Below are 22,032 nucleotides of genomic sequence, written 5' to 3' on the forward strand. Positions count from 1 at the left end.
TTGTCAGGATGTTGGCTGTGAATAGAAATAGGCGTATTTAGGTGTTCTGGAGTAATAAATGGGCCACTTGGATGATTGAGCTGGCCCATTGCATTTACTTCGTTTGATTCAGCCAGGCCAAAGCACCCAGCCCAGCCTGTCTGCCGCTGGCAAGGCAGGCCGTTATTAAATAGCCGCCGGTGGGTGCTTCCCAATCCAGCATCTCGCCCGCACAGAATACGCCGGGCATTTTTTCCAGCATCAGCTCCGTGCTCATTGCTTCAAAGCGCACGCCACCTGCACTACTGATGGCTTCATCAATTGGCCGCGTGGATAATAATTTGAGCGGCAGGCCTTTAATGGCAGCGGCCAGTTTATTCATATCGTTAAAATCGTTGCGGGAAATCTCTTCGCGCAGCAAGCCCGCTTTTACACCCTCAATGCCTAATTTTCGGCGCAAATGGCTGGCCATGGAGTCCGCACCGCGTGGGCGTTTTAGGTCTTCTAATACGCGCTCCAGCGATTTGCCTGGGGCCAGATCCAGCAGAATATCGGCGCTGCCATTGGCTTTGATTTCATCACGGATGGCGGCTGAAAAAGTGTAAATCAAGCTGCCTTCTACGCCACCCTTAGTCAGCACAAATTCACCTAGTTTACGCACGCCTTTAAATTCAATGGCGACAGCTTTCAGCGGCGTGCCGGCAAAGCGCTCGCTTAAGTGATCGCTCCAGCCAATATCAAAGCCACAATTGGCGGGTGTTAAAGGCTCGATCGCGATGCCTTGTTCTGCCAGCAGTGGCTGCCACAGGCCGTCGGAGCCTAACTTGGCCCAGCTTGCGCCGCCCAAGGCCAGAATGGTGGCGTCGCTGCTGTGGCTGATTTCGCCCTCTGGCGTTGCAAAACGCATCTCTCCTGCTTCATTCCAGCCCAGCCAGCGATGGCGCACATGAATGCGCACGCCGCTGCCGCGTAATCTGGAAATCCATGCGCGCAATAACGGCGCTGCTTTCATTTCTTTTGGAAAGACCCGGCCAGAGCTGCCCACAAAGGTTTCAATACCAAGGCTGTGAACCCATTCTTGCAAAGCTTCGTTGCCAAAGGCGGCCAGCATGGGCTGAAGCTCGTTGCTGCGCTTGCCATAGCGGCTTAAAAATGGCCCTGCAGCTTCGGAATGGGTGATATTTAAGCCGCCCACACCAGCCAGCAAAAATTTACGCCCTACTGATGGCATGGCGTCGAAAAGATCTACGTCTGCCCCGCCTTGGCTAAGGATTTCGGCGGCCATAAGGCCAGCAGGGCCGCCACCAATAATGGTGACAGATTTGCGGGGAGTAGAAGTAGTGGTCATGAAAGGGCCTTACGGTAAGGGCTCCCAAATCTGAGTGAGATGGGGCGGCAGAGCGGGCTAATGAGAAATGAGGCAGCCTGATTAAAAGCGGCTGCAGCTATCAGTGACATAGCATGAATGCGCTGCATTTTAGCAGATTAGCGCGCCATATATAGGCGGCATAAATTGACATTACTCTGGAGTCATTAGTGTTGTTTTTTTATTCTGTTTGTTGTGTGTAAGAAACCGTAAGCGTATAAAGGCGGCAAGCATGCTGTATTCATAAACGGCTGCGGGTTTTTTGTTGGATCACTCCTTTAAAAGAGCTAATGATGAACGGTATATTGCAGCATCTTCGAATTGTAATTGGGCTTGCTGTTGCGGTTTTAGTGTTTTTTTCTTTGCATATTTTTGTGGCCTCGGTTTCGGCCAATCATGTGGGGGTGGAGTTCAATCGGATTGATGGCAAGGTCGAGCCTGTACCCCTTTCCAGTGGCTGGCATTTGATCGGCATAGGTACCAGCGTGGTCGAGTTTCCAACTTTCACTCAAACCTACACCTGGACCAAATCCGCTTCGGAAGGCTCACCTACCGATGAATCAATGAATTTCCAAGTGGCTTCTGGCATTGTGATTAACGCCGATATCAGCATTTCATACAGCATCGATTCGGGCAAAGCGCCGGTTCTGTACCAAAAATACAAGCGCGGCTATGAAGAAATCACCAGCCAGATTATCCGTAATGGCATCCGTAATGCGCTGAATAATTACGGCAGCAAATATGATGCCGAAGGCTTGCTGGCCGGTGGAAAAATTAAGCTGGCCGAAGAAGTGCGCGCCAAAATTAATCATGAAATGAACACCTACGGCATCATGGTCGAGCAATTTGGCTTTGTGAACGAGCTACGCCTGCCATCCAATATCCAATCGGCCATCAATGCCAAGCTGCAAGCCACACAAGAAGCGTTAAGATCAGAAGCCATGCTGCGCAAAAATCTTGCTGATGCTGCAAATGCCGTGGCCGTTGCCAAAGGGCAGGCGGATGCAAAAATTGCCGAAGCGCAGGGTGATGCGCGGGCTTTGGAAGTGGTGGGGGAGGCGATCAAGAAATATGGCGCAGAAGCGGCTCAGCTTAAAAACCAGACTTTGTGGATAGAAAAGTGGAATGGTCAGCTGCCAACCACCAGCCTAGGAACAAATACAACCGCCATGATCGGTGTGGGTAAAGCCAATTAAAGCCTTAAGCTAAAGCGCGCCCTTCAGCAAAGCCATCACCATATAGGGCGTGGTGTTGGCCTGGGCCAGCATGGCCGTGCCCGCATATTGCAAAATGTGGGCGCGGGTAAGGATGCCGGTTTCGGCGGCAAAATCGGCATCCCATATCCGGCTTCGGGATGTGCTCAGGTTTGCCAGCGTGCTTTGCATGCCGGACACCGCCTGGATAAAACGGTTTTGATACGCACCTAATGTGCTGCGAGCACCGTTAACGATATCTAATGCACTATCTAGTGAGGCAATGGCTTTCTGTGCATTGGCTGCGGTTAATGTATTGAGAGAGGTAATCCCGGCGATGGTGGCAATCGCTGTTGCCGCAGTGATGCCCGCGCTTAATCCTGCGTTTTCAGGTGCTGCCCCAGCGACGCTCAGGCCCTCTTCACTCAAGCTAGAAATCGTGATCGTACCGCGATTGCTGGCCGCACTGCCGCTGCTGGTGGCGGCTCCCGTAATATTACGGCTTACTGATCCTGCCGTACTGGAAATACTGGTGCCTGATGCGCCTGGCGTGTTGTCATTTAAAACAACAGTACCTCCGCCATCTGAAACACTAAAGGCGCTGAGTGCGGCGGCCGTCAGCCCATTGCCCTGCGCCATCGCAATGGCGCTGCTGAGCGCTGATGAAACCGTTGCTGCATTATTGCTGGCCCCTGATATATTTAAATCAACATGGTTGGCATCCACTACAGCAGATCCTGACGCAGAATTACGCAGAGTAAAGCTAATGCCATTCACCGCAAACTGCGCACCCGCCCCAACATTAGCCGCAATATTAAAAGTGTTTTGAGCGGCTACAGCAGCCGTTCCCTGCGTGCCCACTGATCCTGCTGCCAAGCCTGTCTGGCTAAGAAACGCTGCTTTATTTGCCGCAGCAGCAGCGGCATTGGCTGCTGTACCACTCAGGCCAATATTAATATTGCGGCCATCTGCCGCGCTGATGGTGACTATCCCTGCGCTGGCGGTGGCGGTGACGCCTGTCTGCGCAGAAAAGCTGGCAATCGCATTGGCAAAATTAGTGCTCTGGCTGCTTGCATCCGTCCCCGCACTGACCGAGCCAATATCCACGCCATTGATGCTGAAGGCGGCAATCGTTGTGAATGAGCCGGGTGCAGCGGTGGTGATTTTTGTGGCATTGGCTTTGGCACTTACGCCAGAGGTGGTCGTGGTTTCATTGATTGCAGCAGCAATAGCAAAAGCACTGTCTGCAGATTGCCCTGCAGCAGCGCCTTGTGTTGACGCGCTCACCGATATTTTATTTAGTAATAAATCCCCTGTATTTAGCTGTGTGCTTATTGTTTCGCTCTTTAGCGTGGCCTCAAATGATGAGCCAGTACTGCCTAAATGCGATGTTTGCATATTGCCAATTGAAGCAATGCTGATTACATCTTCCTGATTTGCACCCACATAAAACGAATGTGAATTAAAGCTGCCATCTAATAAACGAATGCCATTGAATTGAGCAGAGCTGGCGATGCGTTGGATTTCTGCACTCAGCTGCTGAACTTCATCATTAATGAGTTTGCGATCTGTGCTTGAAACAGGTGCATTGGCCGCCTGAACAGACAGCTCACGCATACGCTGCAGGCTATCGCTGATCCCGCTCATCGCCCCGTCTGCAGTCTGCACCATCGAGATTCCATCATTGGCATTGCGGATCGCTTGGCTTGTGCCATTGATTTGTGAAGTCATACGGCTGCTGATGGCCAGCCCCGCAGCATCATCCTGTGCACGATTGATACGCAGGCCGGATGAAAGGCGATTTAAGGAAATAGCCAAAGCACTTTGCGACATACTCAGGCTGCGCTGAGTACTGATCGCCGTAAGGTTGGTATTCAGGCTTATCGCCATTTTCCTATCCTGATTCTCTCAGTGAAATGTCGCATAAAACCAAGCAAACACTGAACCGGGCAGAGCCATTCAATCGTTGTGATCAGGCCATCATAAACAAGCATCGTATTGAATCGTTTTTCCCTGATTTTCAACAGGAAAACCACCCAATCAACCTGCCGGATGGCTTGATATAAAAGACGAAATTAAAGCCATCGACATCCGCTATATCGGATGAAATACAGAGGACTTGAGTGCATTGTTTGGGGGGGGGGGGGCAGAATTAATGGAGCTAACATCCACAAGATGTTTCCCGCGAATCATGGTATGCGTCCAGCGTGTCCACCTAGTCGATCGCGTCGATTTGGATTAGCCGTGCAGCGGCAGTAATTCATCAATTCGGCTATTGGGCCAGGTGGGCAGTTTTTCCAAGGTAGCCTGCAGCCATTGCGATGGCTCTATCCCGTTGAGCTTGGCTGTGGCCAACAAACTTTGGATCGCTGCAGCGCGTTTGCCTGCACGTTCGCTACCGGCAAATAACCAATTCTTCTTGCCAATCGCAATGGGGCGGATGGCGTTCTCGATGGGATTGTTGTCAATCGGCAGATCGCCCGTTCCGGCATAGTGAATCAAAGCAGGCCAACGGCGTAGCGTGTAGTCAATGGCTTTGGCCAAGCCGCCACCATGGGCCACATTCGGGCGCAGTTTCAGTAGCCAATCATGCAAAGATTGCAGTTCGGACTGACTGTTTAGGGCGCGGCTTTGTGCGCGTTGGTCTGCGGTTTGATCTTTGGCCTGTTCTTCGATGGCGTACAGGCGCGCAATACGTTGCAAGGCTTCTGCCGCCACCGGATGCCCGCCCGCAGCATGCAGCTCGAAGAATTTACGTCGAGCGTGTGCCCAGCAGCCGAGTTCTCGCACGCCATTGGCGAACAAAGCTTTGTAGCCACTGTAATCATCAACCATCAGCGTGCCGCGCCAATGCTGCAAATAATGGGCGGCGTGTTGCCCACTACGGCTGATTTGATAGTCAAACACCACTATCGGTGGGCTGCCGCTCAAATCATTGCTGCGATACGCCCATAAATAGGCACGTTTGGTTTTGCCTTTACCGGGATCCAGCTGCTGCACCGGGGTTTCGTCCGCATGCAGGCTGGTTTGCTGGCGCAGTTTCTCACTCAGGCGGTCTGCGAGTGGTTGCAATGCCACTCCAATCCGGCCGATCCATTCACTCAAGGTGCTACGCGCCAGAATGACTTGTTGGCGCGCAGCAATTTGTTCGAGGCGGTACAGCGGTAAGTGATCGAGGTATTTGCTCACCGCCACCCAGGCTAATAAGCCCGGCGTCGCCATTCCGCCATCAATCACGGCGGGAGGGACTGGCGCTGCGGTGATGGTTTCGCACTGGCGGCAGGCATATTGCGGGCGGATGTGGCGCACCACAAAGAAACGGGCTGGTTCGATGTCCAGCTGTTCGCTCACGTCTTCGCCGATCTTAACCAATTTGGCTTGGCATTGCCCGCAAGTGCATTGCTCGGGTTCGTGCCGAACCTCGACGCGCTCCAGATGTTCGGGCAGTGGCTGACGACCCGCACGTGGGCGTGGTTTTAGGCGGGAAACGGGGGCATCGTTGCTGGCTGGCGTTTCATCCAGCTCAGCGGTGATGGCGGCCAGATCCTGATCCGCATCATCTTCAAACAGCTGCTTTTGCTCGACCGACAGGGCTTCGCTCTTGGTGCCAAAGCGGATGCGCTTTAAATGCGCCAGTTCTATGACCAGCTTCTGGTTTTTTAGCTCCAGAGATTGAATGTGCTGATCACGAGTTGCAAGTTGCGCCTGCAGCTGCGCCACCAAAGCCTGAGCCTCCGCCAGCGAGGGCGAATTTGTAGCCATAGTGGGATGATTGGGCGCGAGTGTCATACCCTTATTTTACTGGGCTCGAGCGATACCAGCTAGACCTGCCAATGACTTGGCGGCGTAGCGCACAAACGTTGCCAATCCACACCGCTGACGAGCCAATGCCATTGTTCTCTGGGCATTGTAAAAGTAGCCTCACCCAAAGTCGGCCAGTGGAAACGCCCAGAGTGTAAACGGCGCTGGCAGAGCCAGACGCCATTGCCATCCCAGATTAATAACTTCAGTCGCGAATGGGATCGATTGGTAAACCCATAGGCAGTGCCATCACAGGGTGAGCACCCCAGCGTTTGTTGCACCAGCAATGACAGACGTTCGATACTCCAGCGCATATCGACGGGCGTGACCAGCAAGAAGACCTGTTCGGGTTGAATCATCGCAACAAAGCCTGAATTAAAGCCAGACAGGCCTGCGCCTGATCGGCGGGCCATTCAACGCTTAAATCGCGTTGACCTTGGCGAAGGTGCAAACGAATTGGTGCAGATGCTGGCGTTGGCGTATCAGCGATTTGGATCGGTATGAAGGTCAATGCTGGTGAGGCTGGAGATACGTCACGAGAATTCGTTAACGACGAAGACTCTGGATCTGTACTGCGGCGCGCATCGGCCAACCATTTATGCACGATGTTATCGTTGAGGTCATATTGGCGCGCGATGGCTGCGACTGAAACACCGGGTTGGTGACAAGCCGCCAGCACAGCGGACTTAAACTCGGGGCTGTGCTTGCGACGAGACCTGCGGGGTGTTGATTGAAGTGGGAGTATAGCGTCCATGTGTCCACCTAAGTTTATCGTGGACACGATCATCCCAAGGAACGATAACGCTATTCAACGTGGGTCGGCTGGATGCTTACGAATCATGGGCCAATCAATTGCTGAAAGACCATGCTTTAAAGCGGGCAATAAGTTGCTGCTTGAAATGGGTGCACTCACCTCACCCCAGCCCAATACGGCAATGTCTCGCAGTCCAGGAAGTTGCCGGGGAGTGGCAGCTCTAACGTCGGGGTGTATGTGGTCAATCCGGCCATGCTGTACGGAGGAGGAGCGGAGGATGAATAACGTCCTTTCTGCCCAGCCAGAATGTAGCTTAAGCGAAACGCCACCGGCAGGCGCTGCGATACTGGCAGCGTTCCTGTCTGCGCCCGCTAAAGCCCTGCCACCTGCTCAATTAAAACCAGCCTTCTTTCTTCCCGACCACACAGCCGGGAGGTATGGATGATGTGGCGGCAAGTGCTGAATAATGTTGCGGACTTTTTAGCGTGTTCACAAGAGGACAAAGTGTTTCTGTTTGCCCAAATAGAAGACCCCGGCTTCTTGTCGGCTGTGCTGGCGATTGCGAAGGGCTACCAACTGGCTCCGGCCTAATCATTGGCAATGATAGAGTCGCCCATTTATTAATCCGCCTTCCCGGTGCTGGGGCCTTTGGGATAACGCATAAAGTAAGAAAACGGATGTAATACAGACCATAAACGTAAAAACCGTTCAGGCTAGAGCGGTTTTTTTATGACAATATCTTTTTATCAAAAGCTTCTAAAAATGGCTACTCGTTGTTCAATATAACGGAGCTGCCATTATTTGTACCATTCCGCTTTTATTTCCGAGATATTTATGTTTTTCCATTCCTCTTTCCAAAGCTCCCAATAAGGAATGTCATTTGACGAAGGGGAAGGTTTACATGGGTTTATCTGGATGATAGACGGTAAAATTATCGACTCACCAACCAAAAGAGCCTCTCCTTGCTTAAATGAGGCCATCTTATCAATCAAAGACCCCAATGAGTCCGGTAGTAGCTTCTTCACATATCCCTGATCTACTGGATTGGTGAGTCGCATCGCGATGAAGTTGTTACATTGAGAAAAAATAGTTTCCGAAATTTCAGAGGGCCGCTGGCTTGCTAGAAGTAGAGTAACCCCGTATTTTCGGCCTTCCTTTGCAATCCGTTCAATAGACATTTTAGAAGAACGGTACTTCGACAGTTCACTATTAGGAACGTATTTGTGAGCCTCTTCATATACTAAGAGTATTGGCACATCGTTGTTGATTTTCTCTTGTGGATCTTTTGCACACCGAAGGCGTTTATAGATATATCCATATTCAAATATCAACCGCGAAATCAGAGAAACTGTAATGCTCAGGACTTCAAATGGCACGCCACTTAGGTCAATAATAGTTACATTCGAGCCTTTTTCCTTAGAATAACCAAGCAATGTCTGAAGAGTTTCTTCGAACGTGATTGTCCTAGATTTATCCCCTAAGAAAAAATCAAGCCTGCTATCGTTAACCTTGCTTTCAAGCCGATTAACAAAATTCGTCAGCTTCCCGTAGAGGCTGCCTTGCGTTAATTTAGGTTTATCCTTCTTAGCACCAGATGCATATACCTCACCTGAGTCGATGAGCTCGATATTTTTTTCTTGGGCATACTTAAGCACTTCTTGAATATCAAATAAAATCGGCGAATCCAAATGAATTTTTTGTTTTTCCTCATCAGAACCTTTGAACTTATCTCGACGATCATTAATGATCGCCTCCTTGAAAATATTTCGCTGGTTGTGATCATTTGCTTCTGTATCAAGAAAGAACTCTTCTAATTCCTCGCTATTTAGCATCCAATACGGCAAAGTCAAATTGGAAATGTCGATAAAATTGGCATCAGGGAAGGCCGACTTGTACTCGGAATGGATATCGAAAATAATTATGTGTGAGTTATTGAGAGCGAACCCCTCTTTTTTTTCTTTGACCGCTTGTTGAATAATCGTTGCAAGAGTATGTGATTTTCCAGATCCGGTAGAACCAACAACTGCGATGTGCTTGTTAAAGAACTTATTCCCATTAATTGGTACATTCACTATTTGATTGGAAGCTAGTGTTGCAAAGCAGAAGCTTTCAGCAGAAGTGACAGAGTCCTCATAGATTTTCTTTATATCCGCAATTGTTGCAGGCTCGACTTTCTTCGGAGGAATCGCAAGTGAATCCCCTCCTCGTTCAAATTTTCCATCCCGTAGTATGCCAAGAGGAAAGGCCTCAATAATGTAATCCCGCTTTCCTGCGTCACTGACTGCTATCTGAAAATTTTCAATGATTGCTATCAGGGTTGCATTCTCATTGTCGGCAATTTTCAAATATGATCCGACCTTTAAGGACTCTTCTGCAACTTTGAAATTTTCAAGGTTATCTACGACGATTCGGACTTTATCAGGAAAGACAGCGATTACTTGTGCATTAATACTTTCTTCTTTATTTTTCATTTCCATTTTCATCTCATCTGATTAGTTAGATTATTGCTTTAATGTCGGAAAATAGTTCCACTTGGATCTTCACAAAGCCTACAGATGGATTAGTTGACTCGAAGTAGCTTTGGCCAAAATGGAATTGGAAAACTTTTCTAGTCTTTGTGATAGCACTTAGGGTTTCCTCTAGATTGCGTATTGAATTTAAAATTTTGGCCCTCACGCCATTATCATGAGAAGCCTTCTGCATTATTGAATGCACATTGAAGTCTGCATTTTGGTAATCGTGTCCGTCGATAAACTTAAACTCTTCCACATGTAGATCTTTTTTAAGTGCGAGCAATTCGTCATCTGAAATGCCATGAATATAAATGTAGGGACAAAAAGGTGCCGGGTCACGCTTGGATAGCTTCGACCATTTTTCTGAAAGTATATGAATGAGCTCTTTCAAATCATCACGCATATACATCTGTGGCTTTGTTTCTATGAGAAAGAAACGCTCAAAGGGGGAGATATTAAGTTCTGTAAAGTACTCTTTACGGAGCGCGGCCAAGTAAGCTTTCTTTCCTTTTCTCTGAACAAACCATTCGTTGAAAAGTACTCCCGACGTATCTAATTTTTTTAAAAACGCCTTTTTGGTGATCGTTCTATCTGCAGGGGCAGGCTGGATTGAGAGCTCTCGAATTATGGCAAGTGCATTGCTATAGAAATAAAATTCGGCGGAGAACTCCTTACAATTAAATGCAGTTTCTAACTCCCGAATAACCGCTCTATATTGAACGTCCAGCTCCTCCGCTTGAATATCCACTGTCAGCAGAGTTAGGAATTCGCCCAAGTCGGTGTCGTTAAGGTTTAGTTCATCATGATGGAGGTGCTTTTTCCCTTTATCTGTATAAGTTAGAAAATTATCTTTCAAGAACTTAACATCAATTCCTCCATCTAGTTTGTGTTGCCCAGATGCATAATGACCCCGGATGGCATACTTAACTTTAGGCTTTAATCCACCCTTCACTTCTTTAAAGTGGGATAGCATATACATCACAGCTTCTTTAATTACCGAATGGTTGTATTCAGTTTTTGCGTAATACTTACACTGAGTTGCAGTCAACTCAGTCGCGGTCCGAATATCAATGTCTTCAGTACACTCTATCTCTATAGAGTCATCAGGGTTTATAAGGCGCAATATACTTAAGATTGAAAGATCAAACTGGTAGAAATATCCTCGAATAGTGTCAACAGCACTTCTATCTTTCATTTTATCTCCCGCTTCTTGCAAAAAATTTCAATTCAGTATATCAATTCAGTAGATTGGTAATCCCCCCATTTTTAAGCTCAATTAAAAGTAGAGGCTAGGCATGTAATGCCAGTTTCTGTTTTGGGGTGATGCCACCCAATCCCATATGTGGGCGTTCGTTATTGTAACTCCAAAGCCATTGCGTTGCAGTTTCTTGCACTTCAGCAAGACTTTCAAAATCATCGCAAGCCAGCCATTCATAACGCACAGTTCGATTATAACGCTCGATATATGCATTTTGCTGCGGGTTGCCGGGCTGAATATAGGCCAATTCAATCGATTGTTGTTCTGCCCAATTTTTTAATATGTGACTAATGTATTCAGGGCCATCATCGGACCTGATTCGTTTGGGTTTACCACGCCATTCAATAATTTGATTCAGGCTGCGTATGACGCGTTCTGCTGGCAAAGAGAAATCGACTTCAATGCCCAATCCTTCCCGATTAAAATCATCAATCACATTGAATAAGCGAATGCTACGGCCATCGGCCAATTGATCGTGCATAAAATCCATCGACCACGTTTCATTTTTTGCTGCTGGCACTGCTAATGGCTCTGGCGTTTCGCGTTCTAAGCGCTTTTTAGGCTTAATCCGCAGGTTTAACTCTAAATCGCAGTAAATCCTGTAGACCCGCTTATGATTCCAGTGCTTTTTCTTGACGTTGCGCAGATGCAAAAAACAGAGACCAAAGCCCCAGTTTTTGTGTTCCTCTGTGAGCTGAACCAGAGAATCGGCGATTTTGGCGTTTTCGACATCCAACTTACGAATATAGCGATAGCAAGTCGTACTAATTGAAAAGCTGGTGCAAGCCGCACGAATAGACAATGCCTTGGTTTCAACGGCCCAGTGAGCCATCTCGCGACGCTGAGATGGCTTCACCACTTTTTTGATAGGGCTTCCTTGATGATGTCTGCCTGCATTTGGGCTTCGATATACATCTTTTTAAGGCGCTTGTTTTCGTCCTCCAGCTCTTTCATCCGCGTCATCATGGAAACGTCCATGCCGCCAAACTTGGCGCGCCACTTATAAAAAGAGGCAGAGCTCATGCCGTGCTCGCGGCACAAATCGGGGACGGTTGAACCGGCTTCGGCTTGCTTTAAAATCGCTATAATCTGGCTGTCGGAATAGCGTGCTGCTTTCATGTAGAGCTCCTCAAACACTGCGAGAAAATTCTACTTAAAAATGAGCTGGTTTTGTGGGGGGATTACCGATTAACACGGAGGGCGAACTTTAAAGTAGATTGTTGGTCAGTTTTGTGTAATTTATCCATGTTTGATTATGCCGCAGAGCTAGCAATGTTTAAGAGCGAGAATTTGCAATAATATTGAGCATTGGCGAATAGTTTTAGTGTCTGTAAGTCTATTAAAAGAGCAGAGTACAAAAAACTATTAGTACATACAATCATTGTAAAAATATAACCAATTGTTTTTAAATAAATTATTTTATTGCATCGTCCGTTTCTTATTAAACTGGTCGCACCGGTCATACCTTGGTTTTACATGGGCGGCCATAAAAAAACTTATAAAACAACGTGGTCACATCAAAAAAACACCCCAACCCTAACCCGACGTGCTGCCGTGGCGCACAAGGGGAATTCCTTCGCTCTGCATTTTTACTATTTGAATAGTATAAGAATTGAATTGTTTTATTGACGTACTGAAGAATTAAAAATCTTAATTTCAGGTGAAATATTTAGCTGCCAATCTTTAACCAGAGGCATGAGGCGAGGTGAAATCTTACTAAAGGGATGAGGGATATTGAGGGGCAAAATATCTTATTGATGCCGGTAGTCACCCGGCAAGGGGCAGGGCCTATAACTCTATTTTTAATTCGACCATGTACTTACGGTGTGACTGGTATGACAGCGCCGCTTTCGATTGGGTTTCGGTGCTATTGCATTTGATTCATTAGCGAAATGGCCACGTGTTGCAATCCACACCAGAAAAAGAGCCGGGGACCCTGGAGGTTTACATACCAGTACGGGGCTTAAGACTCGCCGTTTCATTTTGGTGGCTGCATATGAAGTAAGTAAATATGCAGGCGCATCGGTGGTACTTTAAGTACATGATCGTTCTTAAAATAGAGGCAGGTTATATGGTCTGGGTGGCAAACATGGACTTGCTGTCAAAAACCAAAATGCAGCGCGGGCATATTCCTGTCAGCCCTCAATAGCGCGATTTGAGGGAGGAATATCCCCTGAAAATAGATTGTTGGTATGTGGATTTGATACCAATAAATATACCAACAATGGTGACCCATTTTGCTGGCACTTGTGCGAAGGATGATAAATGCAAAAAGCCCCGCAATCGTTAGATTTGCGGGGCTTTTCTCTCTGGCGCTAACCAGAGAAGTATCTGGTGGCTATGGCGGGACTCGAACCTGCGACCCCAGCATTATGAGTGCTGTGCTCTAACCAACTGAGCTACATAGCCTTAAAGAGGGACGCATTATGGTGGCTTTTAATTGGGCTGTCAACACCCTTTGTGAGAATTTGGCGATATTTTGTTATTTTATTTTTTTGCACTTGGCTGCGGGGTGATGGCTCTGCTGATAGCGGCTTGAATTTGTTCAAAATTAAATGGTTTTGCGATGAAATCATCCATGCCGGCTTCAAGGCAGGCAGTGCGATCATCGATGAGTGAGTTTGCGGTAAGGGCAATGATCCACGGCTGGCCGTAGCATTCTGGTTGGGCGCGTATGGCGCGGCAGGCGCTTAGTCCGTCCAGAATGGGCATGGATAAATCCATCAGCACAACCGGGAAACGAATGATTTTTAGTATCTGCAGTGCTGCTTCGCCGTTGTCTACCACGGTGGCACGTGCACCGGCTTGCTCAATACAGCGCTGAGCTACAAATTGGTTGACGGCGTTGTCTTCGGCAATGAGCACATGTAAATCAGGGGGGAGTTGGGTGGGGGCGGCTTTGCTAGGCTGGGCAAGTGTGGTGCGATCGCTGCTTAGCAGTGGCAAATGAATTATAAAAACGCTGCCCGATCCGTACTCGCTTGTAAGCTGAATCTCGCCCCCCATCAGCTCGATGATACGCGAGACTATGGCCAGCCCTAGGCCGGTGCCTCCGTATTGGCGGGTAATTGAGCTGTCTGCTTGTGAGAAGGGCTTAAATAATGTGGTGAGCTGTTCTTGCCGGATGCCTATGCCACTATCGCTGATTTTAAGCGTCAGCGTTTGTTCCGATTGCTCTGCATGGATGGAAACGTAGCCATGGTCGGTAAATTTAATGGCGTTGCCTAAGAGGTTTTGTAAAATTTGCCTCAGGCGCAGTGGGTCACTTTTAATCCACTGTTCTACATTGCTGTTGATTTCTAATGTTAGCGACAGTTGTTTTTTGCTGGCGACAGGGTGGTAAAGCTTGACGATATCTTGCAGTAATTCTGGCAGGTTTACCGGGGTGGCTTCCAGCGCCATTTGGCTGGCTTCAAGCTTGGAGTAATCCAGAATTTCGTTGATCAGCGTTAAAAGGGAATCACCGCAGCGGCTGAGTGTGGCCAGCATACTGGCTTGGTCTTCGTTTAGCGGGCTGTGTTCCAATAATTGGGCAATGCCCAATATGCCATTCAGCGGCGTGCGAATTTCGTGGCCCATAATGGCCAAAAAGCTGCTTTTGGCTCGTGTGGCGGCCTGGCTGGCATCAAGGGCGGCTTCAAGCTGTTCTGTTCTTTGTGCAACTCGTGCTTCCAGCTGATCGGCTAGCCTTTGCAGGGTTTGGTTGGCGGTGTACAGATCCAGACTTTTGGCTTCGAGCAACGCTTCGGCCTCTTTGCGGGCCAATCTTTCTCTTTGGTTGCGTTTTTGTAGCCGCTGAAGTTCTTGCTCATTCATGGCGGCTTAATTTAAAAAGGTCGTAATCAGCGTGATTTTCTGTGGCTAGAGTAATGGGCTGGCCAAAATAGCGGATACAGCCTGTAAGCAGGCCTTGTGCAAAGTCGCCCATTTTGCGGGGTGAATCATATTTGAGGGTGAGGGCGTTGGGGCTTAAGCGCTCGGCGCTAAAGTGGGGTAATTCGGCATCGGGGTAAAGTTTGCGCACTTCGGCATGAATAATTTGCTCTATGCCTTGTAAAAAATCTAATGGATCTTCCACATGGGTAAAAAAAGAGGGGTAGAGCGCTACAAACCGGCCAAAAAGATGTTCACCAAAAATTTGTAAGAGCTTAGCAACGGGGAGCTGGGATTTTTCACTCAATGCGTTAACTAGGCTGATGATTTCGCTGTGTTGATAAGTGCCCACCGCCGTATAAATACCGCCGGATGGCAAATCAGTTTCATCCAGCAACTGATCTGCCATTGCATCGCCCCAGGTTTGTTCAACCAGCTCTAAAAACTCAGTAAAAATAATGCCTTTCATGAGGAGCGCTCCGCGGTTGTCTCTCCTCAATATAGGGGCAAATTTTACTTAAAGCTCGCCCGAGCGGTCTCGCCCACCCAGCCCCGGCGCTGTTTTGCCCTGTAGTTCTTTAGAGAAAGCGATCACTTTAAACAGCTCGCCCATTTCGGCATTGCTGGTTAGTTTTTGTAAGGCCGTCGACATTCTTAGGTATTCCACAGAGCCAACTTCCATTTGCGCGGCCCGGTTTAAAATGCCTGCATCAATCAGATAGCTGGCTTGCGAGGTGTAGCCTTCAAGGCTCAGGCCCGCCTGATCGGCGGCATTATAAATAGCAGAGAAATCAATGTGGCAGGTGATGTCTGTTAGGCCGGGTAAAAAGAAAGGATCGTGAATGCTGTGATGGCGGTAGTGGCCAATCAGCGTGCCCATACTGCGCTCTGGGTGATAAAACTCGGCAGCCGGAAAGCCATAATCAATCAGCAAAATCATGCCAAATTGCAGGCTTGCGGCCAGCGATTTAATAAAACCCTGCGCTTCCAGTTGAATCTCGGTGGTGTACTGTGGGATATGCGGGAAGGGCTCGCATGCGACTTCCAGGCGCAAATCTTCGATGCTGCGATGCTCAAACGCCAGATCATTGTCATTTTCAACCACACCGCATTGCAGCCAGTTATAGCCGTCAAAGCGCACCAGCTCGCAAGGCATTGCATCGAGCACTTCATTGCCGACCATGACGCCGACAAACTGCTTGGGCAGCTCATCCAGCCATTTGGCCTTGTGGGCCAGATGCGGCACAAGGGTTTGTAGTGTTTTGCGCTGGCGCTCGCGTAATTCACCTGATAGCTCCAGAATATAGTATTCGCTGGGTAAGGCTTCAAGGCGCTCTAATTCCAGTAAGATTTGCGCGGCAAGCTGGCCGGTACCCGCGCCAATTTCTAAAACATCACCACCACACTCTTGTAAAGCATGCGCCAGTGTATTGGCGATGCAGGTACCAAACAGCGGCGATATTTCCGGAGCGGTAACAAAATCGCCCGCTCCGCCAAATTTAGCCGCGCCGCCGCTGTAATAGCCAAGGCCAGGCGTGTACAGCGCCATACGCATATAGTCGGCAAAAGAAATCCAGCCTCCTGATTCCTTAATCTGTTGGCAAATATGTAAGATTAAGGCCTGGCTGGCTTGCAGCGCCTCATCAGATGGCGTTGGGAGTTGCGGATTAGTCATGAGGGCGGGAAAATCGCGGGCATAAAAACAATATTGTATGGGGCGGGGGGAGAATATGCAGCACAAAGTGGTATTGAGTGCCGTTGGTGCGGGAAATGAAGCATGGGGCAAGGGGTGAGTATGCAACACAAAGTCGTATTAATTACCGGCGGAGCCAAAAGGGTGGGGGCGGGGCTGGCCCGGTATCTGCACGCCCGTGGCTGGAACGTGCTGCTGCACTATCGTTCTTCTGTTATGGCGGCAAAGCAGCTGGCCGATGAGCTGAATGCCACTCGCCCGGCATCGGTTGCGCTGGTGCAATTAGATTTACTGGATACTACGCGCTTGCCAGAATTGGTATCTGCTGCGATTAGCGTATTTGGCCGCTTAGATGCGGTGGTCAATAACGCTTCATCTTTTTTTCCAACACCGATTGGTGAATTCAGCGAAATGGCATGGTTGGATTTGCTGGGATCTAATTTAAAGGCCCCCTTGTTTTTAGCGCAGGCCGCTGCCAGCGAGCTTAGAAAAACGGGCGGGGTGATTGTCTCAATCACCGATATCCACGCCGATCGTCCTTATAAAAACCACACTATCTATACCATTGCCAAGGCGGGCCTTGTGGCGATGACCAAGTCTTTAGCCAGAGACTTGGCTCCCGATGTACGCGTGAATGCTGTCGCCCCTGGTGCAAATATCTGGCCGGAGGGGGAGTCTGTGTTTGATGATGCCGAGCGTGAGCGCATCATCGATACCATTCCTCTGGCCCGCAACGGCAGCCCCGAAGATCTGGCTCAGGCGATTCACTTTTTGCTGGATGCGCCTTATTTAACCGGCGTTATCCTGCCGGTGGATGGCGGAAGGAGCGTGGTGTTGTAATGAGGAAGGAGGTTTGTATTCCACATATTGGAGGCTCTCAGCCTGAAGGCTGAAGAGGGCTAATCTTCGTTCAGCAGGGCAAAACACTGCGTCAGGTGATCAATCAAAGCGCGGACTGATGGCAGTAATCCGCGTCGGGATGGAAACACCGCATGAATGATTTCCTGCCTTGGGGCCCAGCCGGGGAGCAGCGGTATTAATGAGCCCTCTGCCAGTTGTTCACGCATCATCATGATGGGCAGTTGCACAATGCCAATGCCTGCTTGTGCGGCGTTTCTTAAGGCCATCATATCGTTGCAAATCAGCTTGGGGCGGTGATGAATTTCGGCTTTTGCGCCATCTGGCCCCAATAAGCACCAGATAAATTCTTGCTGTGGCACACCTAAGGCGAGGCTGGGCCAGGCTGATAAGTCTGCGGCAACCTCGGGCATCCCTTTTTCAGCCAGCAGTGCAGGGCTGGCTACTAAGCACTGTTTACGCTCACCCAATTTACGCATCACCAGATCACTATTCCTGATGGGGGCGGTAGCACCCGGATGGCTAAATCAATGCCTTCTTCGATGAGATCGACCCGGCGATTGGTAGCTTCTAATTGCACAGTCACGCGGCGGTGTTGAGCCATAAAGTCTGCAATCATCGGGCCAACGGTCACTTGCAGCAGGGCAATGGGGCAGCTCATCCGCACGACACCGCATGGCTCGGTCTGTGTTTGCTCAATCACGTCTTGCGCCGCTTCTGCCTCTACCAGCATGGCTTTGCAGTGCTCATAGTAAGTCTGACCCAGCTCGGTTACAGAAAATTGCCGTGTGGAGCGCTGAATTAGCCTTACTCCTAATCGCTCCTCAAGCATGGCAATCCGCCTGCTTAATTTGGATTTGGGAATGCTGAGTGCCCGCCCGGCAGGGGCAAAGCCACCATGATCTACAGCCTGCACATAGTAGTAAAGGTCATTTAAATCCTGCATATCTGCCTTGTCGTTCTAAAAATAGGACTATGAGTCTGAATTTTACGCTCTATTCAGCAAAACCTGCCCAGTTTATGCTTTCTGCATTGTTCAACTTTGGTCCAGCCAGCAAGGAGATTTACATGAAAAAGATTCTCGGCCTCTACAGCGCACCCCGTCAGCATTGGGTTGGTAATGGTTTTCCTGTGCGCTCTATGTTTTCTTATTCAAATCATGGCAAACATTTAAGCCCATTTTTACTCCTGGATTACGCTGGGCCAGCGGAGTTTCCTGCATCAGCCAAGCCTGCTGGTGTGGGTCAGCATCCGCACCGTGGTTTTGAAACGGTGACGATTGTTTATAAAGGCGAAGTGGCGCATCGGGATTCCACAGGCAATGGCGGCGTGATTGGCCCGGGTGATGTGCAATGGATGACCGCTGGCTCGGGTATTTTGCATGACGAGTTTCATTCTGAAGCGTTTACCCGCTCGGGCGGCGTATTGGAGATGGTTCAGCTTTGGGTCAATCTGCCTGCCAAAGACAAAATGACTGATCCGGGCTATCAAGCCATCGTTAATCAGCAGATTCCAACGCTTGCCTTGCCAGATGCAGCAGGCACGATGCGTGTGATTGCAGGCCAGTACGATGGAAAAACCGGCCCTGCTCGCACTTTTACCGCGATGAATGTCTTGGATTTACGCCTGAATCAGGGGGGCATCAGTGATTTGGCGATCCCAGAGGGCTGGAACGCGGGGCTCTTTGTGTTGCACGGCTCGATATCGGTCAATGGCAATACCGTGGCTAATGAAGCAGAAATGGTGCTGCTAGATCGTGAGGGGAGCAGCGTGGCGATCGAGGCCAATAGCGATGCCGTGGTGCTGTTGTTAAGTGGTGAGCCGATTGATGAGGCTGTCGTCGGGCACGGGCCGTTTGTGATGAATACACAGGAAGAAATCATTCAGGCCATGGCTGACTTCAATAGCGGCAAGTTTGGGCAAATGCCTGTTTAACTGCAGGGCTTATTTTTTAATGAATGAAAATAAATGATCAATTTTAAGGAAAACACCATGAGTACATCTTACGCACGCCTAGATAAAGACCAAGTTGCCGTTCTTTTGATCGATCATCAAGCAGGATTATTGTCTTTGGTGCGCGATATTGATCCGGATAAATTTAAAAATAATGTGCTGGCTTTGGCTGATCTGGCTAAGTATTTTAAGCTGCCAACTATCTTAACCACGAGCTTTGAAGATGGCCCTAATGGCCCGCTTGTTCCTGAGCTAAAAGAGATTTTTCCTGATGCGCCTTATATTGCCCGCCCCGGCCAGATTAACGCTTGGGATAACGAAGATTTTGTTACGGCGGTTAAGGCTACGGGCAAGAAGCAGTTGTTGATTGCAGGAGTTGTAACCGAGGTTTGCGTTGCATTCCCCGTGTTATCCGCCTTGGCTGAGGGTTATGAGGTGTTTGTTGTGGCAGATGCGTCTGGCACATTTAACGATATTACCCGTCAGGCGGCTTGGGATAGGATGTCTGCAGCAGGAGCGCAACTCACTACATGGTTTGGCGTGGCAGGTGAGCTACACCGTGACTGGCGTAATGATATTGATGGCTTGGGTGCTTTGTTCTCCAAGCATATTCCTGATTATCGTAATTTGATTTCAAGCTATAGCAAGGCTGCTGCAGCTAAGTAATCCGTAAAAAAGGGGGCATTTAATTGTGCCCTCTTAATCGTGCCGAAAAATGGGAGTTAATATGGATAGCTTGATCGCAGTTACGGCCAAGACGGGGAGTACGCCGTACACCATTTCAGTTTCAGACGAGTTGGGCCATCACTGGTTGGCAGATGAGCCTGTTCAAATGGGCGGGGCTAATGCCGGGCCTTCGCCGGTTCATCTGCTTTTGTCTAGCCTAGGTTCTTGTACTGCAATTACTTTGCAAATGTATGCCGAACGTAAGCAGTGGCCGCTTGCTGACGTGCATGTTGAGCTGCAGTTTAATCCTGATGGCAAGCCTGCTCCACAGCATAGTGTGATCAGCCGCAAGATCACCCTGACGGGGGATTTAAGTGCAGAGCAGCGTGGGCAATTGCTAAAAATCGCTAATGCCTGCCCGATACACAAATTGCTAACAGGCACGATTGAAATAAGCAGCAGCTTGAGCGAGTAATGGTAATCCCCCCACAAAACCAGCTCATTTTTAAGTAGAATTTTCTCGCAGTGTTTGAGGAGCTCTACATGAAAGCAGCACGCTATTCCGACAGCCAGATTATGGCGATTTTAAAGCAAGCCGAAGCCGGTTCAACCGTCCCCGATTTGTGCCGCGAGCACGGCATGAGCTCTGCCTCTTTTTATAAGTGGCGCGCCAAGTTTGGCGGCATGGACGTCTCCATGATGACGCGGATGAAAGAGCTGGAGGACGAAAACAAGCGCCTTAAAAAGATGTATATCGAAGCCCAAATGCAGGCAGACATCATTAAGGAAGCCATGTCAGAAATCCTCTGAAACATCTCAGCGTCGTGAGATGGCTCACTGGGCCGTTGAAACCAAGGCCTTGTCTATTCGTGCGGCTTGCACCAGCTTTTCAATTAGTACGACTTGCTATCGCTATATTCGTAAGTTGGATGTCGAAAACGCCAAAATCGCCGATTCTCTGGTTCAGCTCACAGAGGAACACAAAAACTGGGGCTTTGGTCTCTGCTTTTTGCATCTGCGCAACGTCAAGAAAAAGCACTGGAATCATAAGCGGGTCTACAGGATTTACTGCGATTTAGAGTTAAACCTGCGGATTAAGCCTAAAAAGCGCTTAGAACGCGAAACGCCAGAGCCATTAGCAGTGCCAGCAGCAAAAAATGAAACGTGGTCGATGGATTTTATGCACGATCAATTGGCCGATGGCCGTAGCATTCGCTTATTCAATGTGATTGATGATTTTAATCGGGAAGGATTGGGCATTGAAGTCGATTTCTCTTTGCCAGCAGAACGCGTCATACGCAGCCTGAATCAAATTATTGAATGGCGTGGTAAACCAAAACGAATCAGGTCTGATAATTGCCCTGAATACATTAGTCACATATTAAAAAATTGGGCAGAACAACAATCGATTGAATTGGCCTATATTCAGCCCGGCAACCCGCAGCAAAATGCGTATATTGAACGCTATAATCGCACCGTTCGATATGAATGGCTGGCTTGTGATGATTTTGAAAGTATTGCTGAAGTATAAGAAACCGCAACGCAATGGCTTTGGAGTTACAATAACGAGCGCCCACATATGGGATTGGGCGGCATCACCCCGAAACAAAAACTGGCATTACATGCCTAGCCTCTACTTTTAAGTGAGCTTAAAAATGGGGGGATTACCTAATCTCTTGGCTTACTCGGTATGCCTGCTAAAGCTGCCCTGAATCCGCATAGAATTAAAGGGCGGCGGATGGAGGGCTGGCTGCACTTGTTAGCGCTGGTGGTTAAGATTTATTGGGAAAAAATAGTACTGAATCTACGGTAATCCGTCTGAATCGGGTAAAATCCGCATTAATTCAAGAATCTACAGCAGGGCGCGATGCGCCCTGCTCTGCATTGGTGCCCCGTATGACTGATTCAACTCTTTCCGAAGCGGAAAAAAAACAGCAGTACAATTTTAATAAGCTCGCCAAACGCTTACGCCACAATGTGGGTGATGCAATCAATCATTTCAATATGATTGAGGATGGCGATAAGGTGATGGTGTGTCTGTCTGGTGGTAAAATGTAGCCAATAAGTTTTTTGTAATGGTTTTTTATTTGGTGTTCTGTTTTAAGTTGTTGATCTATTAATCGTT

20 protein-coding genes, 1 tRNA gene and 2 pseudogenes are annotated in these 22,032 nt (G+C 48.7%); 9 read left to right on the forward strand and 14 right to left on the reverse strand.

Features of this window, described 5'->3' with window-relative positions; translation table 11 throughout:
• Window positions 1–94 precede the first annotated feature (94 nt).
• Complete coding sequence (locus tag DYD62_RS18425) at window positions 95–1,327, reverse strand: TIGR03862 family flavoprotein (protein ID WP_115228847.1); 1,233 nt, start codon at window positions 1,325–1,327, stop codon at window positions 95–97.
• A 308-nt stretch (window positions 1,328–1,635) separates the two neighbouring features.
• Here DYD62_RS18425 and DYD62_RS18430 point away from each other — a divergent pair, with 308 nt between their 5' ends.
• A complete protein-coding gene (locus DYD62_RS18430; protein ID WP_115228848.1) occupies window positions 1,636–2,541 on the forward strand; it encodes a prohibitin family protein in 906 nt (301 codons plus the stop codon).
• A gap of 9 nt (window positions 2,542–2,550) precedes the next feature.
• Here the strand turns inward: DYD62_RS18430 and DYD62_RS18435 are convergent, their stop codons facing one another.
• The 4 genes from DYD62_RS18435 to DYD62_RS24480 all read right to left on the reverse strand — a co-directional run bounded on the left by DYD62_RS18435 (window position 2,551) and on the right by DYD62_RS24480 (window position 7,126).
• Window positions 2,551–4,428, reverse strand: coding sequence for a flagellin N-terminal helical domain-containing protein (locus DYD62_RS18435; protein WP_115228849.1), 1,878 nt, complete (start codon window positions 4,426–4,428; stop codon window positions 2,551–2,553).
• 348 nt (window positions 4,429–4,776) lie between these two features.
• Window positions 4,777–6,300, reverse strand: coding sequence for an IS66 family transposase (gene tnpC, locus DYD62_RS18440; RefSeq protein ID WP_115226546.1), 1,524 nt, complete (start codon window positions 6,298–6,300; stop codon window positions 4,777–4,779).
• Window positions 6,301–6,359: 59 nt separating this feature from the next.
• Complete coding sequence (gene tnpB, locus DYD62_RS18445) at window positions 6,360–6,752, reverse strand: IS66 family insertion sequence element accessory protein TnpB (RefSeq protein WP_207916847.1); 393 nt, start codon at window positions 6,750–6,752, stop codon at window positions 6,360–6,362.
• Window positions 6,695–7,126, reverse strand: a complete 432-nt coding sequence (locus DYD62_RS24480; protein WP_115226548.1) for a transposase — start codon at window positions 7,124–7,126, stop codon at window positions 6,695–6,697. The genes tnpB and DYD62_RS24480 overlap by 58 nt, the downstream gene beginning before the upstream one ends.
• A gap of 244 nt (window positions 7,127–7,370) precedes the next feature.
• Between DYD62_RS24480 and DYD62_RS23695 the strand changes: the two genes are divergently transcribed.
• Both DYD62_RS23695 and DYD62_RS23700 read left to right on the forward strand, forming a co-directional pair.
• On the forward strand, window positions 7,371–7,538 hold the full coding sequence (locus DYD62_RS23695; protein ID WP_165928793.1) for a hypothetical protein: 168 nt from the start codon (window positions 7,371–7,373) through the stop codon (window positions 7,536–7,538).
• Window positions 7,535–7,684 (forward strand): hypothetical protein, encoded by a 150-nt coding sequence (locus DYD62_RS23700; RefSeq protein ID WP_165928794.1) that lies wholly within the window; start codon window positions 7,535–7,537, stop codon window positions 7,682–7,684. Before DYD62_RS23695 ends, DYD62_RS23700 begins: the two co-directional genes overlap by 4 nt.
• A gap of 206 nt (window positions 7,685–7,890) precedes the next feature.
• Here DYD62_RS23700 and DYD62_RS18455 read toward each other — a convergent pair whose 3' ends face one another.
• The 7 genes from DYD62_RS18455 to DYD62_RS18485 form a co-directional block, all read right to left on the reverse strand.
• Complete coding sequence (locus DYD62_RS18455) at window positions 7,891–9,570, reverse strand: ATP-binding protein (RefSeq protein ID WP_115228945.1); 1,680 nt, start codon at window positions 9,568–9,570, stop codon at window positions 7,891–7,893.
• A gap of 19 nt (window positions 9,571–9,589) precedes the next feature.
• Window positions 9,590–10,801: a DUF4297 family anti-phage-associated protein gene (locus tag DYD62_RS18460; protein WP_115228850.1), complete on the reverse strand. Its 1,212-nt coding sequence runs from the start codon at window positions 10,799–10,801 to the stop codon at window positions 9,590–9,592.
• 94 nt (window positions 10,802–10,895) lie between these two features.
• Window positions 10,896–11,983 (reverse strand): IS3 family transposase gene (locus DYD62_RS18465; protein ID WP_115228851.1). Its coding sequence is split into 2 segments (ribosomal slippage): window positions 10,896–11,731 and window positions 11,731–11,983, totalling 1,089 coding nucleotides; the frame shifts between segments, so codons are not numbered across the junction.
• A gap of 1,213 nt (window positions 11,984–13,196) precedes the next feature.
• Window positions 13,197–13,273: transfer RNA gene (locus DYD62_RS18470), tRNA-Met, on the reverse strand.
• Between the two features lie 78 nt (window positions 13,274–13,351).
• Window positions 13,352–14,680, reverse strand: a complete 1,329-nt coding sequence (locus DYD62_RS18475) for an ATP-binding protein (RefSeq protein WP_115228852.1) — start codon at window positions 14,678–14,680, stop codon at window positions 13,352–13,354.
• Complete coding sequence (locus DYD62_RS18480) at window positions 14,673–15,206, reverse strand: heme NO-binding domain-containing protein (protein ID WP_115228853.1); 534 nt, start codon at window positions 15,204–15,206, stop codon at window positions 14,673–14,675. The genes DYD62_RS18475 and DYD62_RS18480 overlap by 8 nt, the downstream gene beginning before the upstream one ends.
• A 48-nt stretch (window positions 15,207–15,254) precedes the next feature.
• Window positions 15,255–16,412: a class I SAM-dependent methyltransferase gene (locus DYD62_RS18485; protein WP_115228854.1), complete on the reverse strand. Its 1,158-nt coding sequence runs from the start codon at window positions 16,410–16,412 to the stop codon at window positions 15,255–15,257.
• Window positions 16,413–16,532: 120 nt separating this feature from the next.
• On the opposite strand from DYD62_RS18485, the gene DYD62_RS18490 reads away from it, so the two are divergent.
• Window positions 16,533–17,270: a pteridine reductase gene (locus tag DYD62_RS18490; RefSeq protein WP_115228855.1), complete on the forward strand. Its 738-nt coding sequence runs from the start codon at window positions 16,533–16,535 to the stop codon at window positions 17,268–17,270.
• Window positions 17,271–17,329: 59 nt separating this feature from the next.
• Here DYD62_RS18490 and DYD62_RS24090 read toward each other — a convergent pair whose 3' ends face one another.
• Together DYD62_RS24090 and DYD62_RS24095 are read right to left on the reverse strand one after the other, a co-directional pair.
• Window positions 17,330–17,767, reverse strand: a complete 438-nt coding sequence (locus DYD62_RS24090) for a LysR substrate-binding domain-containing protein (protein ID WP_233702978.1) — start codon at window positions 17,765–17,767, stop codon at window positions 17,330–17,332.
• Window positions 17,767–18,234 (reverse strand): LysR family transcriptional regulator, encoded by a 468-nt coding sequence (locus DYD62_RS24095; RefSeq protein ID WP_233702969.1) that lies wholly within the window; start codon window positions 18,232–18,234, stop codon window positions 17,767–17,769. Before DYD62_RS24095 ends, DYD62_RS24090 begins: the two co-directional genes overlap by 1 nt.
• A 122-nt stretch (window positions 18,235–18,356) precedes the next feature.
• Between DYD62_RS24095 and DYD62_RS18500 the strand changes: the two genes are divergently transcribed.
• The 5 genes and pseudogenes from DYD62_RS18500 to DYD62_RS18520 all read left to right on the forward strand — a co-directional run.
• Window positions 18,357–19,223 (forward strand): pirin family protein, encoded by an 867-nt coding sequence (locus DYD62_RS18500; RefSeq protein ID WP_115228856.1) that lies wholly within the window; start codon window positions 18,357–18,359, stop codon window positions 19,221–19,223.
• 57 nt (window positions 19,224–19,280) lie between these two features.
• On the forward strand, window positions 19,281–19,907 hold the full coding sequence (gene ycaC, locus DYD62_RS18505) for an isochorismate family cysteine hydrolase YcaC (RefSeq protein ID WP_115228857.1): 627 nt from the start codon (window positions 19,281–19,283) through the stop codon (window positions 19,905–19,907).
• A gap of 61 nt (window positions 19,908–19,968) precedes the next feature.
• Complete coding sequence (locus DYD62_RS18510; protein WP_115228858.1) at window positions 19,969–20,382, forward strand: OsmC family protein; 414 nt, start codon at window positions 19,969–19,971, stop codon at window positions 20,380–20,382.
• A 68-nt stretch (window positions 20,383–20,450) separates the two neighbouring features.
• Window positions 20,451–21,537 (forward strand): annotated as a pseudogene (locus tag DYD62_RS18515) (IS3 family transposase).
• A 266-nt stretch (window positions 21,538–21,803) separates the two neighbouring features.
• A pseudogene (locus DYD62_RS18520) lies at window positions 21,804–21,959 on the forward strand (tRNA 2-thiocytidine(32) synthetase TtcA); the annotation flags it as partial.
• Window positions 21,960–22,032: the final 73 nt, after the last annotated feature.

The organism is Iodobacter fluviatilis, from assembly GCF_900451195.1.
GTDB classification, from domain to species: Bacteria; Pseudomonadota; Gammaproteobacteria; order Burkholderiales; family Chitinibacteraceae; genus Iodobacter; species Iodobacter fluviatilis.

What these genes read in the sequence shown, in the direction of transcription:
- DYD62_RS24095 (WP_233702969.1), bottom strand. Translation starts at nt 18,234, where the DNA reads ATGCAGGATTTAAATGACCTTTACTACTATGTGCAGGCTGTAGATCAT.
- DYD62_RS23700 (WP_165928794.1), top strand. Translation starts at nt 7,535, where the DNA reads ATGATGTGGCGGCAAGTGCTGAATAATGTTGCGGACTTTTTAGCGTGT.
- DYD62_RS18455 (WP_115228945.1), bottom strand. Translation starts at nt 9,570, where the DNA reads ATGGAAATGAAAAATAAAGAAGAAAGTATTAATGCACAAGTAATCGCT.
- DYD62_RS18475 (WP_115228852.1), bottom strand. Translation starts at nt 14,680, where the DNA reads ATGAATGAGCAAGAACTTCAGCGGCTACAAAAACGCAACCAAAGAGAA.
- tnpB (WP_207916847.1), bottom strand. Translation starts at nt 6,752, where the DNA reads ATGGCCCGCCGATCAGGCGCAGGCCTGTCTGGCTTTAATTCAGGCTTT.
- DYD62_RS24480 (WP_115226548.1), bottom strand. Translation starts at nt 7,126, where the DNA reads ATGATCGTGTCCACGATAAACTTAGGTGGACACATGGACGCTATACTC.
- DYD62_RS24090 (WP_233702978.1), bottom strand. Translation starts at nt 17,767, where the DNA reads ATGCGTAAATTGGGTGAGCGTAAACAGTGCTTAGTAGCCAGCCCTGCA.
- tnpC (WP_115226546.1), bottom strand. Translation starts at nt 6,300, where the DNA reads ATGGCTACAAATTCGCCCTCGCTGGCGGAGGCTCAGGCTTTGGTGGCG.
- DYD62_RS18425 (WP_115228847.1), bottom strand. Translation starts at nt 1,327, where the DNA reads ATGACCACTACTTCTACTCCCCGCAAATCTGTCACCATTATTGGTGGC.
- DYD62_RS18510 (WP_115228858.1), top strand. Translation starts at nt 19,969, where the DNA reads ATGGATAGCTTGATCGCAGTTACGGCCAAGACGGGGAGTACGCCGTAC.
- ycaC (WP_115228857.1), top strand. Translation starts at nt 19,281, where the DNA reads ATGAGTACATCTTACGCACGCCTAGATAAAGACCAAGTTGCCGTTCTT.
- DYD62_RS18485 (WP_115228854.1), bottom strand. Translation starts at nt 16,412, where the DNA reads ATGACTAATCCGCAACTCCCAACGCCATCTGATGAGGCGCTGCAAGCC.
- DYD62_RS18480 (WP_115228853.1), bottom strand. Translation starts at nt 15,206, where the DNA reads ATGAAAGGCATTATTTTTACTGAGTTTTTAGAGCTGGTTGAACAAACC.
- DYD62_RS18430 (WP_115228848.1), top strand. Translation starts at nt 1,636, where the DNA reads ATGATGAACGGTATATTGCAGCATCTTCGAATTGTAATTGGGCTTGCT.
- DYD62_RS18500 (WP_115228856.1), top strand. Translation starts at nt 18,357, where the DNA reads ATGAAAAAGATTCTCGGCCTCTACAGCGCACCCCGTCAGCATTGGGTT.
- DYD62_RS18460 (WP_115228850.1), bottom strand. Translation starts at nt 10,801, where the DNA reads ATGAAAGATAGAAGTGCTGTTGACACTATTCGAGGATATTTCTACCAG.
- DYD62_RS18490 (WP_115228855.1), top strand. Translation starts at nt 16,533, where the DNA reads ATGCAACACAAAGTCGTATTAATTACCGGCGGAGCCAAAAGGGTGGGG.
- DYD62_RS18435 (WP_115228849.1), bottom strand. Translation starts at nt 4,428, where the DNA reads ATGGCGATAAGCCTGAATACCAACCTTACGGCGATCAGTACTCAGCGC.
- DYD62_RS23695 (WP_165928793.1), top strand. Translation starts at nt 7,371, where the DNA reads ATGAATAACGTCCTTTCTGCCCAGCCAGAATGTAGCTTAAGCGAAACG.